The sequence below is a fragment of the Bartonella sp. A1379B genome (assembly GCF_002022485.1).
Taxonomy (GTDB): Bacteria; Pseudomonadota; Alphaproteobacteria; order Rhizobiales; family Rhizobiaceae; genus Bartonella; species Bartonella rochalimae.
Genome location: NZ_CP019780.1, coordinates 899,319 through 916,983 on the forward strand (window position 1 = coordinate 899,319; position 17,665 = coordinate 916,983).

Annotated in this window: 14 protein-coding genes; 2 read left to right on the forward strand and 12 right to left on the reverse strand. The window is 36.1% G+C overall.

The features are described 5' to 3' along the window. Window positions 1-3: 3 nt before the first annotated feature. A complete protein-coding gene (fliF, locus tag BA1379B_RS03880; protein ID WP_078692402.1) occupies window positions 4-1,668 on the reverse strand; it encodes a flagellar basal-body MS-ring/collar protein FliF in 1,665 nt (554 codons plus the stop codon). A gap of 369 nt (window positions 1,669-2,037) precedes the next feature. Here fliF and BA1379B_RS03885 point away from each other — a divergent pair, with 369 nt between their 5' ends. Together BA1379B_RS03885 and BA1379B_RS03890 are read left to right on the forward strand one after the other, a co-directional pair. Further along, a complete protein-coding gene (locus tag BA1379B_RS03885) occupies window positions 2,038-3,825 on the forward strand; it encodes an autotransporter outer membrane beta-barrel domain-containing protein (RefSeq protein ID WP_078692403.1) in 1,788 nt (595 codons plus the stop codon). Window positions 3,826-4,327: 502 nt separating this feature from the next. Beyond that, the gene (locus BA1379B_RS03890) at window positions 4,328-7,384 is read left to right on the forward strand and encodes an autotransporter family protein (RefSeq protein ID WP_078692404.1); all 3,057 of its coding nucleotides are present in this window, start codon (window positions 4,328-4,330) and stop codon (window positions 7,382-7,384) included. Between the two features lie 309 nt (window positions 7,385-7,693). Here BA1379B_RS03890 and BA1379B_RS03895 read toward each other — a convergent pair whose 3' ends face one another. From BA1379B_RS03895 to flgB, 11 genes are all read right to left on the reverse strand, one after another. Continuing rightward, a complete protein-coding gene (locus BA1379B_RS03895) occupies window positions 7,694-9,868 on the reverse strand; it encodes an autotransporter outer membrane beta-barrel domain-containing protein (protein WP_236829039.1) in 2,175 nt (724 codons plus the stop codon). Between the two features lie 764 nt (window positions 9,869-10,632). Then, on the reverse strand, window positions 10,633-11,385 hold the full coding sequence (fliP, locus tag BA1379B_RS03900) for a flagellar type III secretion system pore protein FliP (protein ID WP_035007145.1): 753 nt from the start codon (window positions 11,383-11,385) through the stop codon (window positions 10,633-10,635). Beyond that, window positions 11,382-11,882, reverse strand: coding sequence for a flagellar basal body-associated FliL family protein (locus tag BA1379B_RS03905; protein WP_035007143.1), 501 nt, complete (start codon window positions 11,880-11,882; stop codon window positions 11,382-11,384). Before BA1379B_RS03905 ends, fliP begins: the two co-directional genes overlap by 4 nt. 112 nt (window positions 11,883-11,994) lie before the next feature. Next, window positions 11,995-12,660, reverse strand: a complete 666-nt coding sequence (gene flgH, locus BA1379B_RS03910) for a flagellar basal body L-ring protein FlgH (RefSeq protein WP_035007412.1) — start codon at window positions 12,658-12,660, stop codon at window positions 11,995-11,997. Window positions 12,661-12,767: 107 nt separating this feature from the next. Then, on the reverse strand, window positions 12,768-13,418 hold the full coding sequence (locus tag BA1379B_RS03915) for a MotE family protein (protein ID WP_236829040.1): 651 nt from the start codon (window positions 13,416-13,418) through the stop codon (window positions 12,768-12,770). A gap of 71 nt (window positions 13,419-13,489) precedes the next feature. Beyond that, a complete protein-coding gene (locus BA1379B_RS03920; protein ID WP_035007141.1) occupies window positions 13,490-14,716 on the reverse strand; it encodes a flagellar basal body P-ring protein FlgI in 1,227 nt (408 codons plus the stop codon). Next, window positions 14,716-15,174, reverse strand: a complete 459-nt coding sequence (flgA, locus tag BA1379B_RS03925; RefSeq protein ID WP_035007140.1) for a flagellar basal body P-ring formation chaperone FlgA — start codon at window positions 15,172-15,174, stop codon at window positions 14,716-14,718. The genes BA1379B_RS03920 and flgA overlap by 1 nt, the downstream gene beginning before the upstream one ends. Before the next feature lie 5 nt (window positions 15,175-15,179). Continuing rightward, the gene (flgG, locus tag BA1379B_RS03930) at window positions 15,180-15,968 is read right to left on the reverse strand and encodes a flagellar basal-body rod protein FlgG (RefSeq protein WP_035007411.1); all 789 of its coding nucleotides are present in this window, start codon (window positions 15,966-15,968) and stop codon (window positions 15,180-15,182) included. A 46-nt stretch (window positions 15,969-16,014) separates the two neighbouring features. Then, window positions 16,015-16,353 (reverse strand): flagellar hook-basal body complex protein FliE, encoded by a 339-nt coding sequence (locus BA1379B_RS03935; RefSeq protein WP_078673873.1) that lies wholly within the window; start codon window positions 16,351-16,353, stop codon window positions 16,015-16,017. Window positions 16,354-16,410: 57 nt separating this feature from the next. Next, window positions 16,411-16,827: a flagellar basal body rod protein FlgC gene (gene flgC, locus BA1379B_RS03940; RefSeq protein ID WP_078673874.1), complete on the reverse strand. Its 417-nt coding sequence runs from the start codon at window positions 16,825-16,827 to the stop codon at window positions 16,411-16,413. Window positions 16,828-16,829: 2 nt separating this feature from the next. After that, a complete protein-coding gene (flgB, locus tag BA1379B_RS03945) occupies window positions 16,830-17,216 on the reverse strand; it encodes a flagellar basal body rod protein FlgB (RefSeq protein WP_035007135.1) in 387 nt (128 codons plus the stop codon). Window positions 17,217-17,665: the final 449 nt, after the last annotated feature.

The window sequence follows — 17,665 nt, forward strand, 5'->3', positions numbered from 1 at the left end:
AATCTATACAGCCACAGTTGTGTCAGTATCATGGACCCATTCACGCAAAACTCCAGCAAAACGTTCTTCATCCATTGCAATCATTTGCTCAAGACGATTCTGTGGTGGAACACGCATACGATTGCGTAAATTGTGAAGTGTATCATTATTTGTGCCTGTAACGCCACCAAATTCTGCATTATCTTGATATTGGTGTTCTAAAGCAGGTATATTTCCAAGACCAGCTACAGCATTTTCACTATTTTCAAGTGCCTTTTTTCCTTCCCGCATTTCCCGCATCAAAGGACGTACCCCTAAGAATAAAATCAAGAAAACAGCAATTACTAAAGCAACTCCATTGATCAAACCAGATGTATAACGTGACAATGATTTCCAAAGAGGCTCTTGAACAGGTGCCATATCAGCCTCAGAATTACCAACGAAATCGACGGCTGTAACATTAATGATATCTCCGCGTTTTGGATCAAGTCCCGCCGCCGTTGCCACCATCTGCTGGATACGATTTACTTCATCATTAAGAGCATTTTCAGAGGTTGGTTTTGTACCATCTGGAAGAACCAAACGCGCACGATCTACCACGATAGCAACAGCTAATTTCTTCACACTATAACCATCACTAACTGTAGAAATAGTCTTAGAGTTAATTTCATAATTAGTAATCTCTTCACGGCGATCTTTTTTATCGGTTGATCTTTCTCCACCACCATTAGCAATTTCTTCTTGCGGAATATTTTGTTCTACGCCGACAGCATCACTATTACGGTTATTTTGGCTATCAGCTTGATCACGCACGGAACGCACGGAACGCACAACCTGTGACTCTGGATCAAAAACGGTCTCATTTGTCTGACGACGATCTGTATCTAAAACAACTTGTACACTAGTTTGAAAATGATCAAGACCAAGATAAGGAACCAATTGTTTACGAATATTCGCATCAATTTGCGAAGCAACCTGTTGCTCAAGAGATGCCATCATCATCGAAGCTCCATTCATTGCATCCACTCCAGATGCAAGCAACTGTCCACGTGTGTCCATTACTGTCACTGAGCTTGCTTCAAGTGAAGGAACAGCTGCCGCTACTAATTGACGAATAGACTGAGCAAATTCAACTGCAAAACCACTATTAGTGCGAATTACAACAGAAGCAGTAGGCTTCTGCTTAGCCTTACGAAATGATCCTTTATCTGGTAAAACAATATGGACACGTGCTGCCTTTACACCTTGTACAGCTTGAATCGTCCGTGCGATTTCACCTTCTAAAGCACGTTGGCGTGTAATTTCTTGCATAAAAGACGTAAGCCCTAAAGATCCCATATTATCGAACAATTCATATCCAGCATTATTTGATGTTGGTAGTCCTTTTTCGGCAAGGAACATTCGTGCTTGCTCTGCTTGCCCCACAGGAACCTGAACAGTACTACCATCAGAAGAAACATCAAAAGCAATCCCTGCTTCACCCAACGCCATTCCCATTCGATTCACATCATCACGTGAAAGACCAACATAAAGTATTTCATAAATAGGACGCGTTAAATAAAAGCTAGAAAACAAAATTGTTCCAAACAAAGTTAATCCAACCATACCAAGCGCAATAAGGCGCTTTACTCCTAGTTTATGAAGCGCATTTCCAGAAGAAGAAAGAAAAGCCAAAAATTTATCAAGCATAGATTTGCACCATTATTATTGAAAAGACAATCTCGCGTAAAACAAAGAAAACAGCTGTTAAACAACTGTTTTCCTACTCCTACTGCTTAAATCATAAAAAACAAAACTTGCGTGAAAATGATGCCTGTTTTTGATAGAAAACCCATGATATGCTTATATCATAGATTTATTTAAAGGTAATATTTCGCTATCATGCCATCTTTATCTATTCTAAATAACACATAATAATACTGTGCATAATACAATAATACTGTGCATAATACATTGCGCCATCATGTAGACATATTCTTGCCATATAATCGCTGGTAATCGCCGGTAATCGCTGGTAATTTTATTGAAAATCGTAAACTTTTTTAGAGGTCCTTCAGAATGTACAAAAATTACCTATTGCGGTATACGCTCATAAGTACTGTATTCTTTCATTTTTTAAGTGGTAATTCTTTATATGCTGCTTCACAGAGTGGTTCCATACCTACAGAAAATGAGAACACAGCCCTTAATCTGAATAATGGTACAGTATGGACACTCAAAATTAATAAAAGGGAAACAGAGGGAGAAGAGCAAAATGCAAATCAGGATTTACCTGTTACTGATCAACTACGCTCCACTTTTTCTACCATTAATCTCAATGACAGTACCATTATTTTTGACAAACCAACAGATGATCAATATCAGATATTATATGTAGGCCCCTTACCAGCTACAGAGCGAAATGAAGAGAGAAGTGTATCTCAACAAAGTACGCCTTCCTTATCAAAAGTCTATAATGCAACAGGCAATGCAAAAATTCACTTTAATACAAAATATAGTAGCGCGCTTGCAATAAGAGATCAAGAAACAGACCAACTTGTAATTAATGGTAATGTTTCAGGAACAACGACAATTTATGTCAACAGTATCAAGGGAAAGAAGAAACCAAAAAGTGCTCCTATTCCTGATAGAAGTGGTACCCCACTTATCTATAATAAAAGTGGTATCTCACTCATCCAAGTTTCTGGAATAGCAAAGAAAGACTCCTTTAAATTGGCAAATGGCTATACCACAATAAATAATTATCCTTATAAATATATTCTTATTGCCTATGCTCCTGAGCATTCTCGTCATAACCATAATCAAAGTATGTTTGCTCTATATCAGCCATATTGGGATTTCCGTTTGCGAAATGCCTATCTTGACCCTAAATCAAAGGTGAAAGCTCTTGTCCCACAAATGGCCAGTTATTTGGTGATGCCAAATGCTTTATTCTCTGCTGGTTTCTCTGATATCAATCAGCAAAATGCATCCTTATCCAATCTCCGGGCTATGTCATTGGAAAATGATAACAATAAGAAAAATGCTTTCTTCTTATCTTCTTATGGCAATACAGCAACTTTATCATCCAAACATACTGCTATGGAATATGGTTATGGAGCTGATCTTCGCTACAGTGCTCTACAATTAGGGGTCGCGTTAGGTGTTCTGGAAAATCAAAATACCACAACAAATTTCGGCTTGTTAGGCTCTTATGGACAAGTATCTTTCACTCCAAAAGACATGGAAGGCACTGCCAAGAGCACACTTGATAAGTGGTCAATTTCAGCCTTTAGTAGTATACATCATCAGAACAACTTGTACCTTGATACACTCTTTTCCTATGGCCGTGTGAAAGGAAATATTAAAGTTGCTGATATTGGTGACATTGCAAAATTGGATGACGTCAACACATTGAGCGCCTCTGCAACTATTGGTCAACAATTTGCAACTGGTGTTGAAGGGTTGGTCTTTGAATCACAAACACAACTTGTTTATCAGCGCTTGATATTTGATAATATTTCAGATGGTAATAATCTTGAAATCGATATGAATGATCCTAACCGATGGTTGGTTCGTATTGGTGGACGTTTAAACAAAACTGTCACCGCAGCAGAAAACGCTCATATTATTTCTTTTTATGGAAAACTAAATGTGATCAAAACTTTTGCTGATAGAAATACAATACAAGTTATCGATAATTTCAATCTTGATTCTATGGGAGCTTCTGTTGAAGGTGGGGTAGGAATTAATGCGCAATTGAGTAAAAAGATTGGACTGTATGGCGATGTCAGCCACCAACACAAACTTCAAAAAGCAGGTATATCAGCAACCTCTCTCTCAGGTGGAATACGTTACCGTTTCTAAAACAATACTGATATTAGTTTCAATAAAAAGGGCAGTATAAAATACTGCCCTTTTTATTTTATTTCGCTTCCCTCTTTTTAAAAGAGGCCCAAATATTAAGTCTCCATTATATTTTATTTCTTTGATTAGTTATTCTTAACTATATCCATCATTTTTATAAAAATAGAAAACTTATCAGTATTTTAAATTGAGCTTATAATAATCCTCTATACTAGAAAGATTAAAGATAATATTATGTTATTGTTTTAGCATTCATTTTAAATATAAATATGAAAAATGAGCTCTTTATTAAAAGAATAATTTAATACATTATGTATTGTTAATAATAATATATAATACATTATGTATATAAATAATAAATATTATTTATCTTTAATATAAAATAATTTTTATCTTTACATATAAGGAAAAATAATTTACTTCATCCAATAGGAATTATCGATTCAATATCCTTCTTATAAGCGGGGGGATATTTTGGGTTTTATAAGTTAGGACAATCTTTATGTGTAAAAATTATCTTCTATCGTGTACAGCTGCGGCTGCTATAATTTTGTTTGGTGCTCATTTTAATGTTGCTGCAGCTGATGATGAGAAAAGCATCTCTATAATTAATGGCACCTTTAGGGATGCCGGTAAAGGCAAAACTTATGAAGCTTCGGAATTAGAAAAAAGTGCTCTTTACGTAGGTGATAAAAAAGAAGAAATTGACGAAATTGACGGAGCTGAAGGTACTGGCGATAAAGCTAGAAATGATGGAAAAACAGGTGGTACAATCACAGGTGAAGATTTAACACTAATTGGCAATGCTAAGAAACGAGGAACCGGCGCAACAGCTAGAGGGTCGAACAGTAAAATTATTCTAAAAGGCACAACAACTATTAAAGATCTTGATTTTGGTCTTTCTGCGGGTGATGGTGGTACAATCACAATGGAAAGTGGTACCATTGATGTCAGTGACACTGCCGTAAGAGTTAAAGGTAAAGATACAACTATTACACTAGGCGATGTAAAGATTACTTCAAAAACGACAGGTATTGATTTAACAGATGGAGCTAAATTCACGATGAAAGGTGGCTCTATTGAGGCCGATGAAACTGCTGTACAAGCTAAGGATAAAGGTACAACCGTTACATTAAGCGATGTGGACATTACTTCAAAAAAAGAAGGCCTTAGAATAGAAGAAGGTGCCGCAATTGTAGCAAATGGTGGTTCTATTACAATAAAAAAGGATGGCGTTTATGAGAATGCTCCTGGGAAAGCAGTTGTTGCTTCTGGAGAAGGGACTAGCGTTACATTAAATGATGTAGAAATCTCTTCAGATAACATTGGTATTGAAATAGAGGATAAAGCAATATTAAATATGACCGGCGGTTCTATTAAAGCAGAAAAAGACGGTGTTACTTTTGTAGACAGTAAAAATAATAAAAACAAACTAAAAGATACAAAAATTAGCGTTGTCAAAGGGTCTGGATTTAAAGCCGAAGGAAGCACAGTTTCTTTAGAAAATGTTTCCATTCAATCTAAAGAAGGCACTGGTCTTTCTGTATCTGGGAAAGAAGCAGTTGTTAAAATGACAGGTGGTACAATTGATGCGCACGAGGTTGCATTCGTTGTAGAAAACGGTGCAAAAATTGATATTTCCAATGTTTCTGCAACAGCTGCTAAAAATGGCCTAGAACTTAAAGATGAGAATGGTGATCAACAAAATAATGTTAATTTCACGAATACAAAACTTACCGTTGAAAAAGGTGTAGGTATTCTTGGAGACAAATCTGGAAAAGATGCTATCAAACTCAAAAATTCAGAAATACGTGCTGATCTTTTATTAAAATACACTTCTAAAGATGACAAGGAAGCATCTCTTACACTCGATGCAGATCATTCAATCTTAGAAGGTGGTGTTAGAACTGAAGACAAGGCTAAAACAGTCTTTAATCTGACCAATGGTACAGTATGGACGCTTAAAATCAGTAAAGAAGAAAAAGAAGAAGGTGCAGATGAAGATGGAGCATTGCTTGATATTTCTCAAAGATCACACTCTACTGTTTCTACGCTTAATCTCGATAACAGTACCATTGTTTTTGACAAACCAACAGATGGTCAATATCAGATATTACATGTAGGACCAGCAATACCAGAAGTTGATCCAGCACAACCTGCTCTTCCAAACGATGCGAAAAAAGTCTATAATGCGAAAGGTGATGCAAAAATTTACTTCAACACTGAATGGAGTAGCGGACTTAAAACAAAAGATCAAAAAACAGATCGACTTGTAATTAATGGTGATGCTTCAGGAACAACGACAATCTATGTCAACAGTATCAAGGGAAAGAAGAAACCAGAAGAAAATGCTTCTGTTCCTGCAAATGAAAATGGTCTCTCACTCGTCCAAGTTTCTGGAGAAGCAAATAAAGACTCCTTTAAATTGGCAAATGGCTATACCACAATAAATAATTCTCCTTATAAATACACTCTTAATGCCTACGGTCCTGAGGATTCTAGTAAAAGTGAAAATCAAAGTCTGTTTGGTGATGGCCAATCATATTGGGATTTCCGTTTGCAAAATGCCTATCTTGACCCTAAATCAAAGGTGAAAGCTCTTGTCCCACAAATGGCCAGTTATTTGGTGATGCCAAATGCTTTATTTTCTGCTGGTTTCTCTGATATCAATCAGCAAAATGCATCCTTATCCAATCTGCGGATTATGTCATTGGAAAATGATAACAATAAGAAAAATGCTTTCTTCTTATCTTCTTATGGCAATACAGCAACTTTATCATCCAAACATACTGCTATGGAATATGGTTATGGAGCTGATCTTCGCTACAGTGCTCTACAATTAGGGGTCGCGTTAGGTGTTCTGGAAAATCAAAATACCACAACAAATTTCGGCTTGTTAGGCTCTTATGGACAAGTATCTTTCACTCCAAAAGACATGGAAGGCTCTGCCAAGAGTACACTTGATAAGTGGTCAATTTCAGCTTTCGGTAGTATACATCATCGGAATGGCTTGTACCTTGATACACTCTTTTCCTATGGCGTTGTGAAAGGAAACATTAAAGTTGCTGATATTGGTAACATTGCAAAATTGGATGACGTCAACACATTGAGTGCTTCTGCAACCATTGGTCAACAATTTGCAACTGGTGTTGAAGGGTTAGTCTTTGAACCACAAGCACAACTTGCTTATCAGCGCTTGATGTTTGATAATATTTCAGATGGTAATGATCTTGAAATCGATATGAATAATCCTAACCAATGGTTGGTTCGTATTGGTGGACGTTTAACCAAAACTGTCACTGCAGCAGAAAACGGTCATATCATTTCCCTTTATGGAAAACTGAACATGATCAACGCTTTTGGTGATGGTGATACAATACAGGTTGCGGATAATTTCCATCTTGACCCTATGGGAACTTCTGTTGAAGGTGGTGTAGGAATTAATGCACAATTAAATAAAAAATTGGGATTGCATGGTGACGTCAGTCACCAACACAAACTTCAAAAAGCAGGTATATCAGCAACCTCTTTCTCAGGTGGAATACGTTACCGTTTCTAAAACAATACTGATATTAACTTCAACAAAAAGGGCAGTATAAATACTGCCCTTTTTTATAATAATTCTACTCACGAAACCTATATTCTCTTCATCCCCGAAAGCTCTCTTTCTATCCGCTTTTTCATCAAGAGATAAAGCACTATTAAATGAATACGGAAAGAAAGAGTATGAAATCATAAATGATCTTTATTATCAAAGTCTACCTTTTGGGACGCTTCTGAAGACCACAAAGCTCTAAGAAGAATAAAGATTTATACATAAAGAAGAAAATAAAGTACATTACCTCTTTACTAAAGTCGCATTAACCTATCAAAAACGATACTGCAGCTTTCCGGAAAAAGATGCCCCAGACATACCAGTTTTTGATAACCTTTGCTGATAACTAGCATCACCATGTACAAAAATATTGTTAGTTAACTGCACATTAACACCTAAACCACCCTCAATAGCAGAGCCCATAGAATCAAGATAAAAAGTATCACCAACTTCTATGGTATCGCTAAAACTAAGAGTCTTTATAACATTCATTTTTCCATAGAAAGCAATGAAACTATTCTTTTCAACAACAGGAAGCGTTTTGGTTAAACGACCACCTACACGCATTAACCATTGATGAGGATCCTTCATATTAACTTCAAGATTATCGCTATCTAAAATAGTATTAAACATCAAACGTTGATAAACAATTTGCGCCTGCGGTTCAAAAGATACACTTTTATTACCAGTTGCTAATTTGTGACCGACAGTTGCAGATACACTTAACATCTTTTTATCATCAAGTTTTGCTACATTATCGACAACAGCAGTCTTAATATGCCCTTTCAAGATACCATAAGAAAAGAGCGCATTCATATACGAATTGTTATCATGCTGCATATTACCGAAAACTGAAATGGACCACTTATCAAGAGTACTTTTAGCAGAATCTTCCATATCTTTTGGCGTAAAAGATAATTGACCATAAGTTCCTAACATACCGACACGGGTAACCGTATTTGCATTTTCAAAAGAACCTAACACAGCACCAGTTTGTAGAGCAGCATAACGTATATCCGCACCATAACCATATTGCAACGGATTACGAATAGATGAAAAAGTTTTTGCATTACCATAAGAAGATAAAAAGACAGAACTCGTCTTTTTACCTGCAACATTTAACGTTTCCTGCACATCAGCTAATATACCATTCTGATTACTGATATCAGAGAAACCAGCAGAAAATAAAGCATTCGGCATAACCACATAACTAGCCATTTGTGGTACAAGGGCTTTCACTTGTGATTGGGCATCAACATATCCATTTGACAAATTGAATTTCCAAATACCAGACCCAATACCAGAAGTTTCTCTTTTACTATTAAGAACATACCTATAAGGCAAGCTATTAAATACAGTATAACCATGAACTAATTGGAAGGACTTTTTATTTGCAGATCCACCACGAACCTCAATAATCGTAACTCCTTCCTTTGGCAAAATAACTGCATTTTTAGTAACACGTGTTGCACTACGGTTTTCCTCTACATTCTGATCTTCAACGTAATTAATATGAACTTTAGTAGTACCGAATACATCAGTTCCGGTGATTATAAGTTTATCAGAACCGTATTTATTAGAACCGTTTTTATCAGAACTGCTCACCCCCATATTAAAATGAATATTAACATTACCAACTGCTATATAATGTCCCATCTCACTTTGTTTGAGATCTTCTATGCGTAAAGTTTGGTAAATACCACTACCTTTTTGATCAAATATAACAGCACTATTATTAAGTGTAAGCATATGCAGAACAGATTCTTGTTGCTCCTTTGCACTCAGTTTTTCTTCACTAATATTAAAATTAACTGGTATGATCCATTTTGAATCGTCTTTAAGAGTTAAAAATGAATATTGCACTCCTTCAGCTTGTGCTGAACCTTCTAGAATAGAATGACTTGCAGAAACTCTCAACATGTTAACAGAAGGTAAAACCTCTTTATCACTAGCATAACTTCCTAATAAAATATTAGAACGAATTTCTGAATTTTTAAGTGACACAATACCTGATTGAAATGCTATAATACCTACTTCGCTAAATAAAATTTTTGTATTGGTAAGATCTACAAGACTTGGAGCAACGAAACTTATACCACCGCTTCCGTTCTTGCCATTACCGCTCACGGTATTAGAGGACTTCTTATCATATCCAAAAAAAATACCATACCCCTTACTTATTTGTCCATCAGGATTCTTAATATTTATAACTGAATCTTTTAAATGCACTTCAGTTGCACCTCCAGGCATTATACCTACAATACCTGCCTGTATATCAATTCCTGTAGCACTAAATGCTCCAATACCATTAGCCAAAATCCCTACAGAAACTGCCTTAAATGTTCCTCCATTAATAACAAGAGGCGCACCCTCTGGTTTGATTGCAATAATAGGTACGCCTGAAAATCTATCATTTACTACACTGGGATTGCTATTAACTTCAGCCAAAACGTAAAACACATTCAATAAGAAAAAACTCAAAAACGTAAAGATTATATGTAGCATTTTGTGCATAATCTACCCTACCATTAAACTATAAAATTTAAAACGGATTTTATATGCAACAAAAAATATTATATGTAAAGTTATCAATCTTGGTTATCATTTTCACTGAAGCATGAGAGATATTGATAATGTTCTTAATAAATCACAAATAAATTCAAGTATTTAAATCATTATTGACTATTGATTTATTTTGATTTTAGCATCATAATGAATTTTTATTAATGGAGACTGTTGTTTATATACATCAGATTTTTCTGGACCTGAATTCACAGAGAACAATGCTGGTAATCTTCTACTGAAAATTTTAGGTGCGATTGTTTCTATCCCAACTATTTTATTTGAATATAATATTTACAAGCAAAATTATTATAAGATGAATATAGTCTATATTTATACTTAGTTATAATAAATGGAAAACTTAAACAAAGTTTATACTGTTAGCGATATAGTATAAAGTTAACTAATAATGAGTACGGCCTATTTAGTAGCTTACAATGTGTTCTTAATTAGTCTTATAATTTCAAACGCTAAATGTTCAATAAGAATTTATAAATTATAATATTTTTTTCAAATATATCCTATTAAAATATATATAGTATCTTATAAAAGAAACTAATATCATATCTAGTAGGAATAAATTATAATTCTATTAATTTTATTAAAAATAATTAATACAATAAAACTAATTTATAAGCTTAAATATAACTTTAAAAAGATCTTATTAAGCTTCCAACTAATAAATTCCATCCATCAACTAATACAAAAAATAGAATTTTAAATGGTAGAGAAATAACCGTTGGTGGCAACATCATCATTCCCATTGACATTGTCAACGTAGCTACGACAAGATCTATCACTAAAAAAGGAAGAACAATAAGGAAGCCTATTTCAAACCCACGACGTAATTCAGAAATCATAAAAGCAGGAACTAAAACTCGAAAATCAATATCAGAACCTGTTTTAACTTGAAGAGAAGAATCAGAGAGATTAACAAACAAGTCAAGATCTTTCTCACGGACCTGCGATATCATAAATTCTCGAAAGGGCTGACTAATTTTTTCTATCGCTTGTTGTTCACTGATTTTATTATTTACTAAAGGCTGGACCCCCTCCTCCCATGCCGTATTAAATGTCGGAGCCATTACATAAAAGGACATAAACAAAGCTAATGAGATCATCACAAGATTGGAAGGCGTTGTTTGTAATCCTAAACCTGTTCGCAACAGTGAAAAAGCAATGGCAAAACGAGTAAAACTGGTAACCATGATCAATAAACCAGGAGCTACTGATAAAATAGTCAATAGGCCGAAAAGTTGGACTATCCGTCCACTAATTGAACCTTCAGGATAAGAAAATAATCCAGCAATACCACTAGCATTCTCAGCACCTGTTTTTTGCGCAAAAGCAACTGTTGTTGCTAACAAAAATATCATCAATACAAAACCGCCAAGCCGCTTCATGATTCTACTACCAAACTTGAAATCAAAATATTACTTACTTTATTACCGGAACGAACTCTGGCACGATCTAAAAGATCAGCACGCAAATTCATTAACCCTGACGGCCCTTTAACCTGATCGATTGTAACTTGTCGCAAAAATGCTAAAAAATCATTTGATATATCAGCTGTCAGTGTAGCTTCAATATTCTCATCAGGCTTAATAACTAAAGAGACTTCCATTCGAATCCAAGCATTTTCTGGTACTGCAATATTAGTTAAAATAGGGGGCAAAGTAACAATATGGGAATCAGCAGCAATAAGATTCTCTGGAGTTTTAGTCATTGGTAACTCTTTTAAATTACTAGAAGTTGGCGCCATCTCCCGACTCACCCATGCTCCTAAAAACCACCCAGAAACAGCAGCAACCAATGTCAAAACAAATCCAACAATCAGAAAAACTTTTATGCTACTTTCCCGTTGCACAATGTTTTCTTCTTTTTTCGACTCTTCTGCCATAAAAATTCCCTGTCACATAAATCTTGTCACATAAATAATGTAATTAAAAGTTACTTTTGATAAGTTTCTATTTTTTGATAATGAACAATAAAATTAATTATATATTCATTCTCTAAAAAGGCGCAATCTGATTGAGTAATTGCTGACCATAAGGAGGTTGTTGTATTTCACTCATACGTCCACGGCCTCCATATGAAATGCGCGCTTCAGCAATTTTATCATAATCAATCATATTATTGCCTGAAATATCACGTGGACGAACTAATCCTACAATATTGAGAATACGCAATTCATTATTAACCCGAACTTCCTGTGAACCATTAATGACCAAATTACCATTTGGCAAAACATCTGTTACAATAGCTGCAATAGACAAACGAATATTTTCTTGTCGTTCTACCTTAGTATCCCCTTTAGACTGACTCGATGAGCCACCTTCAATACTACCAGCTAACTTGTCCATAAATGAATATCCGGCTCCAATTGTATATTTGGAATTAGAATCACGCTTTAAATCACTTTTATTGTTTAAACTAGCACGATCATTAATGAAAATTTGCACGGTCAATACATCACCTGGCTTCATTGCACGCGGATCCCGATAAAAGCTACTAGCGCTTGAACGATAAAGCGAATATCGACTTTCACTCGGTGCTGGTGGATAAATACTTGCTGCATGCGAAGAAGCATATCCTAAATCAGCACGAACCGGTGAAAAATTTGGTGCTGAATTAAAATCTTTTACATTATAAGAACAACTGGCTAATATTATAGACATGGTAGTCAAACCAATTATTAAATATAAGAAAGAAGAGTATTTATTTGTACTTTTTATCTGTTTTACTTGCATAATTATACTATCTTTACTTCTATCGCATATTGCATTTATTTCTTTTTTGTTGATGCTTGTTGTGCACTCACTAATATTTGAGTTAATTCCGCTGATTTTTCAGGCGGTAATTCATTCATAATAGCACTCGACACTTTAGGACTCAGCTTAAGTACAAGCGAAGCTGCAACAAGATCATTCATCAAAGCCAATTGAGCAGCTGCAGCGTCAGGACGCATTTTCGTAATAATTTCAACTAAAGAACTCTCTGCCATTGATAAAAACTCATTGCGTTTATTAAGCCAAATTTGATATTCGTTCTGCTTTTCTTCTAAAATTTTCACACGTTCACTAATTTGATCACGTAATTCTTGTAATTGTTTGCGTTGTAACTGAAAACGCGCATCTGCAGCCTGACTCCCAATATTGCTACAAAAACGCTCTATTTCTTCTGTACTTACTCCAGATATCCCCTCAGATCTTCCTCCAGACTTCTCTTGTATCAATGAAACAATAGGAGCTTTCGTATCTACCTCAGTCTCTATTGCCTCCTTCGGCTGAACTGACTGATGGGATACAGTTTCAATTTTTTGTTTAGGCACTTCAGTAGAAACTGGTGACTGTTCTACATTTTCTATAGATTCTACATTTTCTATAGATGAAGCAATCTTATTTGGTGCAGGAATTGGCACAGGTGCATTTTTCACATATCCCCTCCCAACCGGAAAAGCCATAAATATTACTATAAATAAAGAAAAAACATAAAAACGTAATTTTATCATTGGACAACAAGCTCCGCATGAAGAGCGCCTGAGGTTTTAATTGCCTGCAGAACTGCTATAATTGCTGTTGGTTTGACACCAATTTGATTTAACCCTTTAACAAGACTATCTAAATCGACGCCATTCAAAATACCAATATTAGAGAGTGGCTGATCAACATCAATTGATGTTCTCGGAACCACAATTGTATCACCTGTTTCACTAAAAGGATTAGGCTGTGAAACACTCGGTTCCTCCGTCACACGTACTGTTAAGCTACCATGTGAAATAGCAACACGTGAAACACGTACTTTTTCACCAATAACAACAGTTCCTGTACGTTCATCAACAACTACACGAGCCACCTCATCAGTAGGAATAGGTAATCCTTCAATGTCAGCAATAAAGCGTGCGATTGAAATATTACGCGGTTTGTTTAAAACAATAGTTTTCGCATCACGCTCTCTAGCAACACTTTGTTTATAACGCTTATTAGCAAAAATATTAATGAGATCAGACATACGGACTGCTGTCGAAAAATCCGAATTCCGTAACTCTATAATAATCTCGTTACTATGGTTGAAATTTCCATCAATCTTGCGTTCTACAAGTGCACCATTTGGAATACGACCCGATGTAGGCACACCTTGAGTTACACTTTCTGCAGCTCCCTTAGCCCCAAAACCGGAAATAACCATATTGCCTTGTGCCACCGCATAAGTTTTACCATCTGCTCCAAGGAGCGGTGTCATCACTAATGTGCCCCCTTGTAAAGATGTTGCATCCCCCAAAGAAGAAACCGTTACATCAATCCGTGATCCTGGAGTTGCAAAAGGCATCATTTCAGCAGTTACAATAACAGCAGCTATATTATTAACACGCGATGCACCCGCAGGAGGGCTAATTCCTAAATTATCCAGCATAGCTCGCATAGATTGTTCTGTAAAAGGTGCGTTTCGTAAAGAGTCACCAGTACCATTTAAACCAATCACCAAACCATAACCCACTAATTGATTAGAACGAACACCTTGGATAATCGCAATATCTTTTAAACGAGCTACTGCACTCGAACGCGCTAAATCTGAATAATGCATTTGTGCAGGATGACCGCCCGACCCCAACCAGGCAGCATCAGCTTCCACTGTAGAGTTATATTGTTCAACATTTTTCCCGCCTTCATCTGCAAATGCTGGAATAAAGAGAATCCAAAAAGACAAGAAACAAGCAAAAAAACGCATAATCATTAAAAACCTACTCTTACATCACCATTTTGCAAAACGGTTCCCGTAACCACACGCCCTGAATCGGAATTGCGAACACGAATGACATCACCAGAAGATCCCGACTGTAAAACAACTCCTAGAGCTGTAATTTGCAAATTATGTGTTTGGAAAATCAACTTTGTTGCCTGACCACGCTCGACCAAAACTGGATCTCCTAAAGAAGAAAGAGGAATAGGCCGACCTGCTGTTAAGGTACGTTTTGCTACTTTGTGAAGAATTTGTTTCATATCCGTCACATACAAGGAGGCTGCATCAGATTTAATAAAAAAATGCTTTTCGCTTAAACCCATATCACTTACACGTTGACCAGCATAAATAGACTTATCAGGAACCAGAAAACCAATCCGATCAGCATAAGCTGCTGTTAATAAAAAAAACGAGAGAAAAAAACTTATGAGAAAAAGCGAAAAATTTTTCATACCATTTACCTCAGATTTTTAGAAACAACTGCTGCCATTTCATCTGATGCTTGAATTACTTTAGAATTCATTTCATAAGAACGCTGTGCTGCAATAAGCTCTGTCATTTCTTTGACTGGATCAACATTAGAAGCTTCAAGCATTGCTTGCATAATGCTGCCATATCCATCCTCCTTTGGATCTCCTGGAACCGGTGCACCAGAAGCTTGCGTCTCACGGAAAAGATTATCCCCTATTGGCTCTAGACCAACCTCATTGACAAAATTAACTAAACGAAACCGTCCCGCTTCCACAGCATTAGGATCTGTATCCGTTTGATAATAAACTGTCCCATCAGGGCTGACTGTGACATTTTTGCTCCCTATAGGAATAGTAATAACAGGCTGCACTAAATTGCCCTCCAATGTTACTATCTGCCCTGTTTCACTTAAATTAAAAGCACCTGAACGAGTATAAAAAACATTGCCATTGGGATCTTGTATTTCAAACCAACCATTTCCATTAATAGCGAGATCTAAGGCATTACCAGTTTGCACAAAAGCCCCCTGGGTATTAATCGTACGAACAGCAGCAGTACGCACACCCATCCCAATCATTGCTCCTTCAGGTATAACAGCTTGATTAAGCATATTAGGAACACCAACTGCACGATCTGCAACATACATCAAATCTGCAAATTCTGCACGCCCACGCTTGAAACCCGTCGTGTTAATATTCGCCATATTATTAGCAATAACATCAAGATTAGTTTGCTGGGCAGCCATACCTGTTGCCGCAATTGACAGTGATTTCATGACCATAATTTTTTCCTATACTTTTCTAAACACTATCGTGCTCATGCTAAATTTGCATCCGACTTACTTCAAGATATGCTTGTACAAGCTTGTCACGGAGAGCAATAGCTGTACTTAAAGACCGTTCAGCTTCCATTACCGAATTTACAACTTCGCGCACACCAACATCACTTCCAGAGATTCTATCTATGGAAAGACTTTCTGCTGTTTGTAATTTTGTACCAACAACTTCTACAACCTCAGATAAAACCTGATCAAAACTGACATTGTTTCCTACTACACCAGGCAAGATTTGCTGCCCATTAAGACTACTCATTTGTTTGCTGGCTTGCCCCAAAGAATCAAGGGTATTGTGTGATACAACAGAAGTAAATGCTTCAATCATTTTATATGCTCCTACAAAATTCAAAATAAAACCTATTAATTAAGGTGATAAAACAGCTTATCCTTTTAATAAATCAATCGTTTGTGAGATTAAATCGCGCGCTTGGCGAATTACTTGTAAATTTGCTTCATATGAGCGATTTGCTTCACGCATATCTGCCATTTCTATAATCGAATTCACATTAGGATATTTCACATAACCATTACTATCAGCAGCCAAATGACCTGGTTCATAACGCATAATAAAAGGCGCTTTATCAGTGCTAATCCGTGTTACATGTACACCTTGTGCATCAATGTAAGGATTAAGCGTCGCTTCAAAGCTCACTGTTTTGCGCTGATAAGGTCGAGCACCTGGAGATTTTCCCGTTGAATTCGCATTGGCTAAATTTTCAGCAATAACACGCAAACGTGTTGACTGAGCACTCAAACCGGTTGTAGCAATTTGTTCTGCTGCAATAAGACGATCAGACATCTTTAAGCTCCTCCTCTAACTGTTGCCATTGTCATTCGATGAAAAGCTTTTACAATAGCAGTATTAAGAGATATTTCGCGACTAACATCCCCTCCTTTACGCATTTCTTCTTCTAAATTGACATCATTACCTGAATGCGTAACTTCCATAACATTTTCAGGGCGGATAATATGCGTTTCCATACCATTTTCGGTTATATCCATATGATGAACATTCGTCACAGCCATAGAAATCGTTTTATTTTGTAAAACGGCTGTAAAGTCCTCTACATCACGGGCTTTATACCCCGGTGTATTTGCATTCGCGACATTACTCGCAATTGCCTTTTGGCGAACAGATAACCAATTTGCTTGTTTATTTGCCATCTCAAAAAAATTAACCGAATCCATAATTCTTACCCTTTTTACTTCAAACCATCATAATAAAGAAAACTTGTGCGAGACTTGCTTTCGCATTTTAAATCTACAAGAAAATGAAATCATACCCAGCCCCGCACTATAGATGTCTTTACAACACCTTACTTTTATCAATCATAATAACAAAATATTAACTGCCATGAATGAATTAACTTCCTGACTTGATAAACAATATACGCATCACACTTAATCATCGCGATGCTACCCTTCATTTCTTTGATAAGAAGAAATTTTCACAACTCAACCAAGAAAAAACTTATCTTGTTTATGAAGGCTTAACTCAAAATTAATCTATACGGTTTATCAGCAATGGGAGAGAAATCTTTTCAAACAGTATTCCTTTTTCTATCAACAGATTCACATAGAACTTTGCAAACATACTCTTAATTTATTAGATTTATAGAAAACCGATCAAGCTTTCT

Coding starts and splice junctions, on each gene's coding strand:
- BA1379B_RS03890 (WP_078692404.1), top strand. CDS start 4,328: ATGTGTAAAAATTATCTTCTATCGTGTACAGCTGCGGCTGCTATAATT.
- fliP (WP_035007145.1), bottom strand. CDS start 11,385: ATGAAGCGGCTTGGCGGTTTTGTATTGATGATATTTTTGTTAGCAACA.
- flgA (WP_035007140.1), bottom strand. CDS start 15,174: ATGAAAAATTTTTCGCTTTTTCTCATAAGTTTTTTTCTCTCGTTTTTT.
- BA1379B_RS03885 (WP_078692403.1), top strand. CDS start 2,038: ATGTACAAAAATTACCTATTGCGGTATACGCTCATAAGTACTGTATTC.
- fliF (WP_078692402.1), bottom strand. CDS start 1,668: ATGCTTGATAAATTTTTGGCTTTTCTTTCTTCTTCTGGAAATGCGCTT.
- flgH (WP_035007412.1), bottom strand. CDS start 12,660: ATGTCTATAATATTAGCCAGTTGTTCTTATAATGTAAAAGATTTTAAT.
- flgC (WP_078673874.1), bottom strand. CDS start 16,827: ATGTCTGATCGTCTTATTGCAGCAGAACAAATTGCTACAACCGGTTTG.
- flgG (WP_035007411.1), bottom strand. CDS start 15,968: ATGAAATCACTGTCAATTGCGGCAACAGGTATGGCTGCCCAGCAAACT.
- BA1379B_RS03905 (WP_035007143.1), bottom strand. CDS start 11,882: ATGGCAGAAGAGTCGAAAAAAGAAGAAAACATTGTGCAACGGGAAAGT.
- BA1379B_RS03935 (WP_078673873.1), bottom strand. CDS start 16,353: ATGATTGAAGCATTTACTTCTGTTGTATCACACAATACCCTTGATTCT.
- BA1379B_RS03920 (WP_035007141.1), bottom strand. CDS start 14,716: ATGATTATGCGTTTTTTTGCTTGTTTCTTGTCTTTTTGGATTCTCTTT.
- flgB (WP_035007135.1), bottom strand. CDS start 17,216: ATGGATTCGGTTAATTTTTTTGAGATGGCAAATAAACAAGCAAATTGG.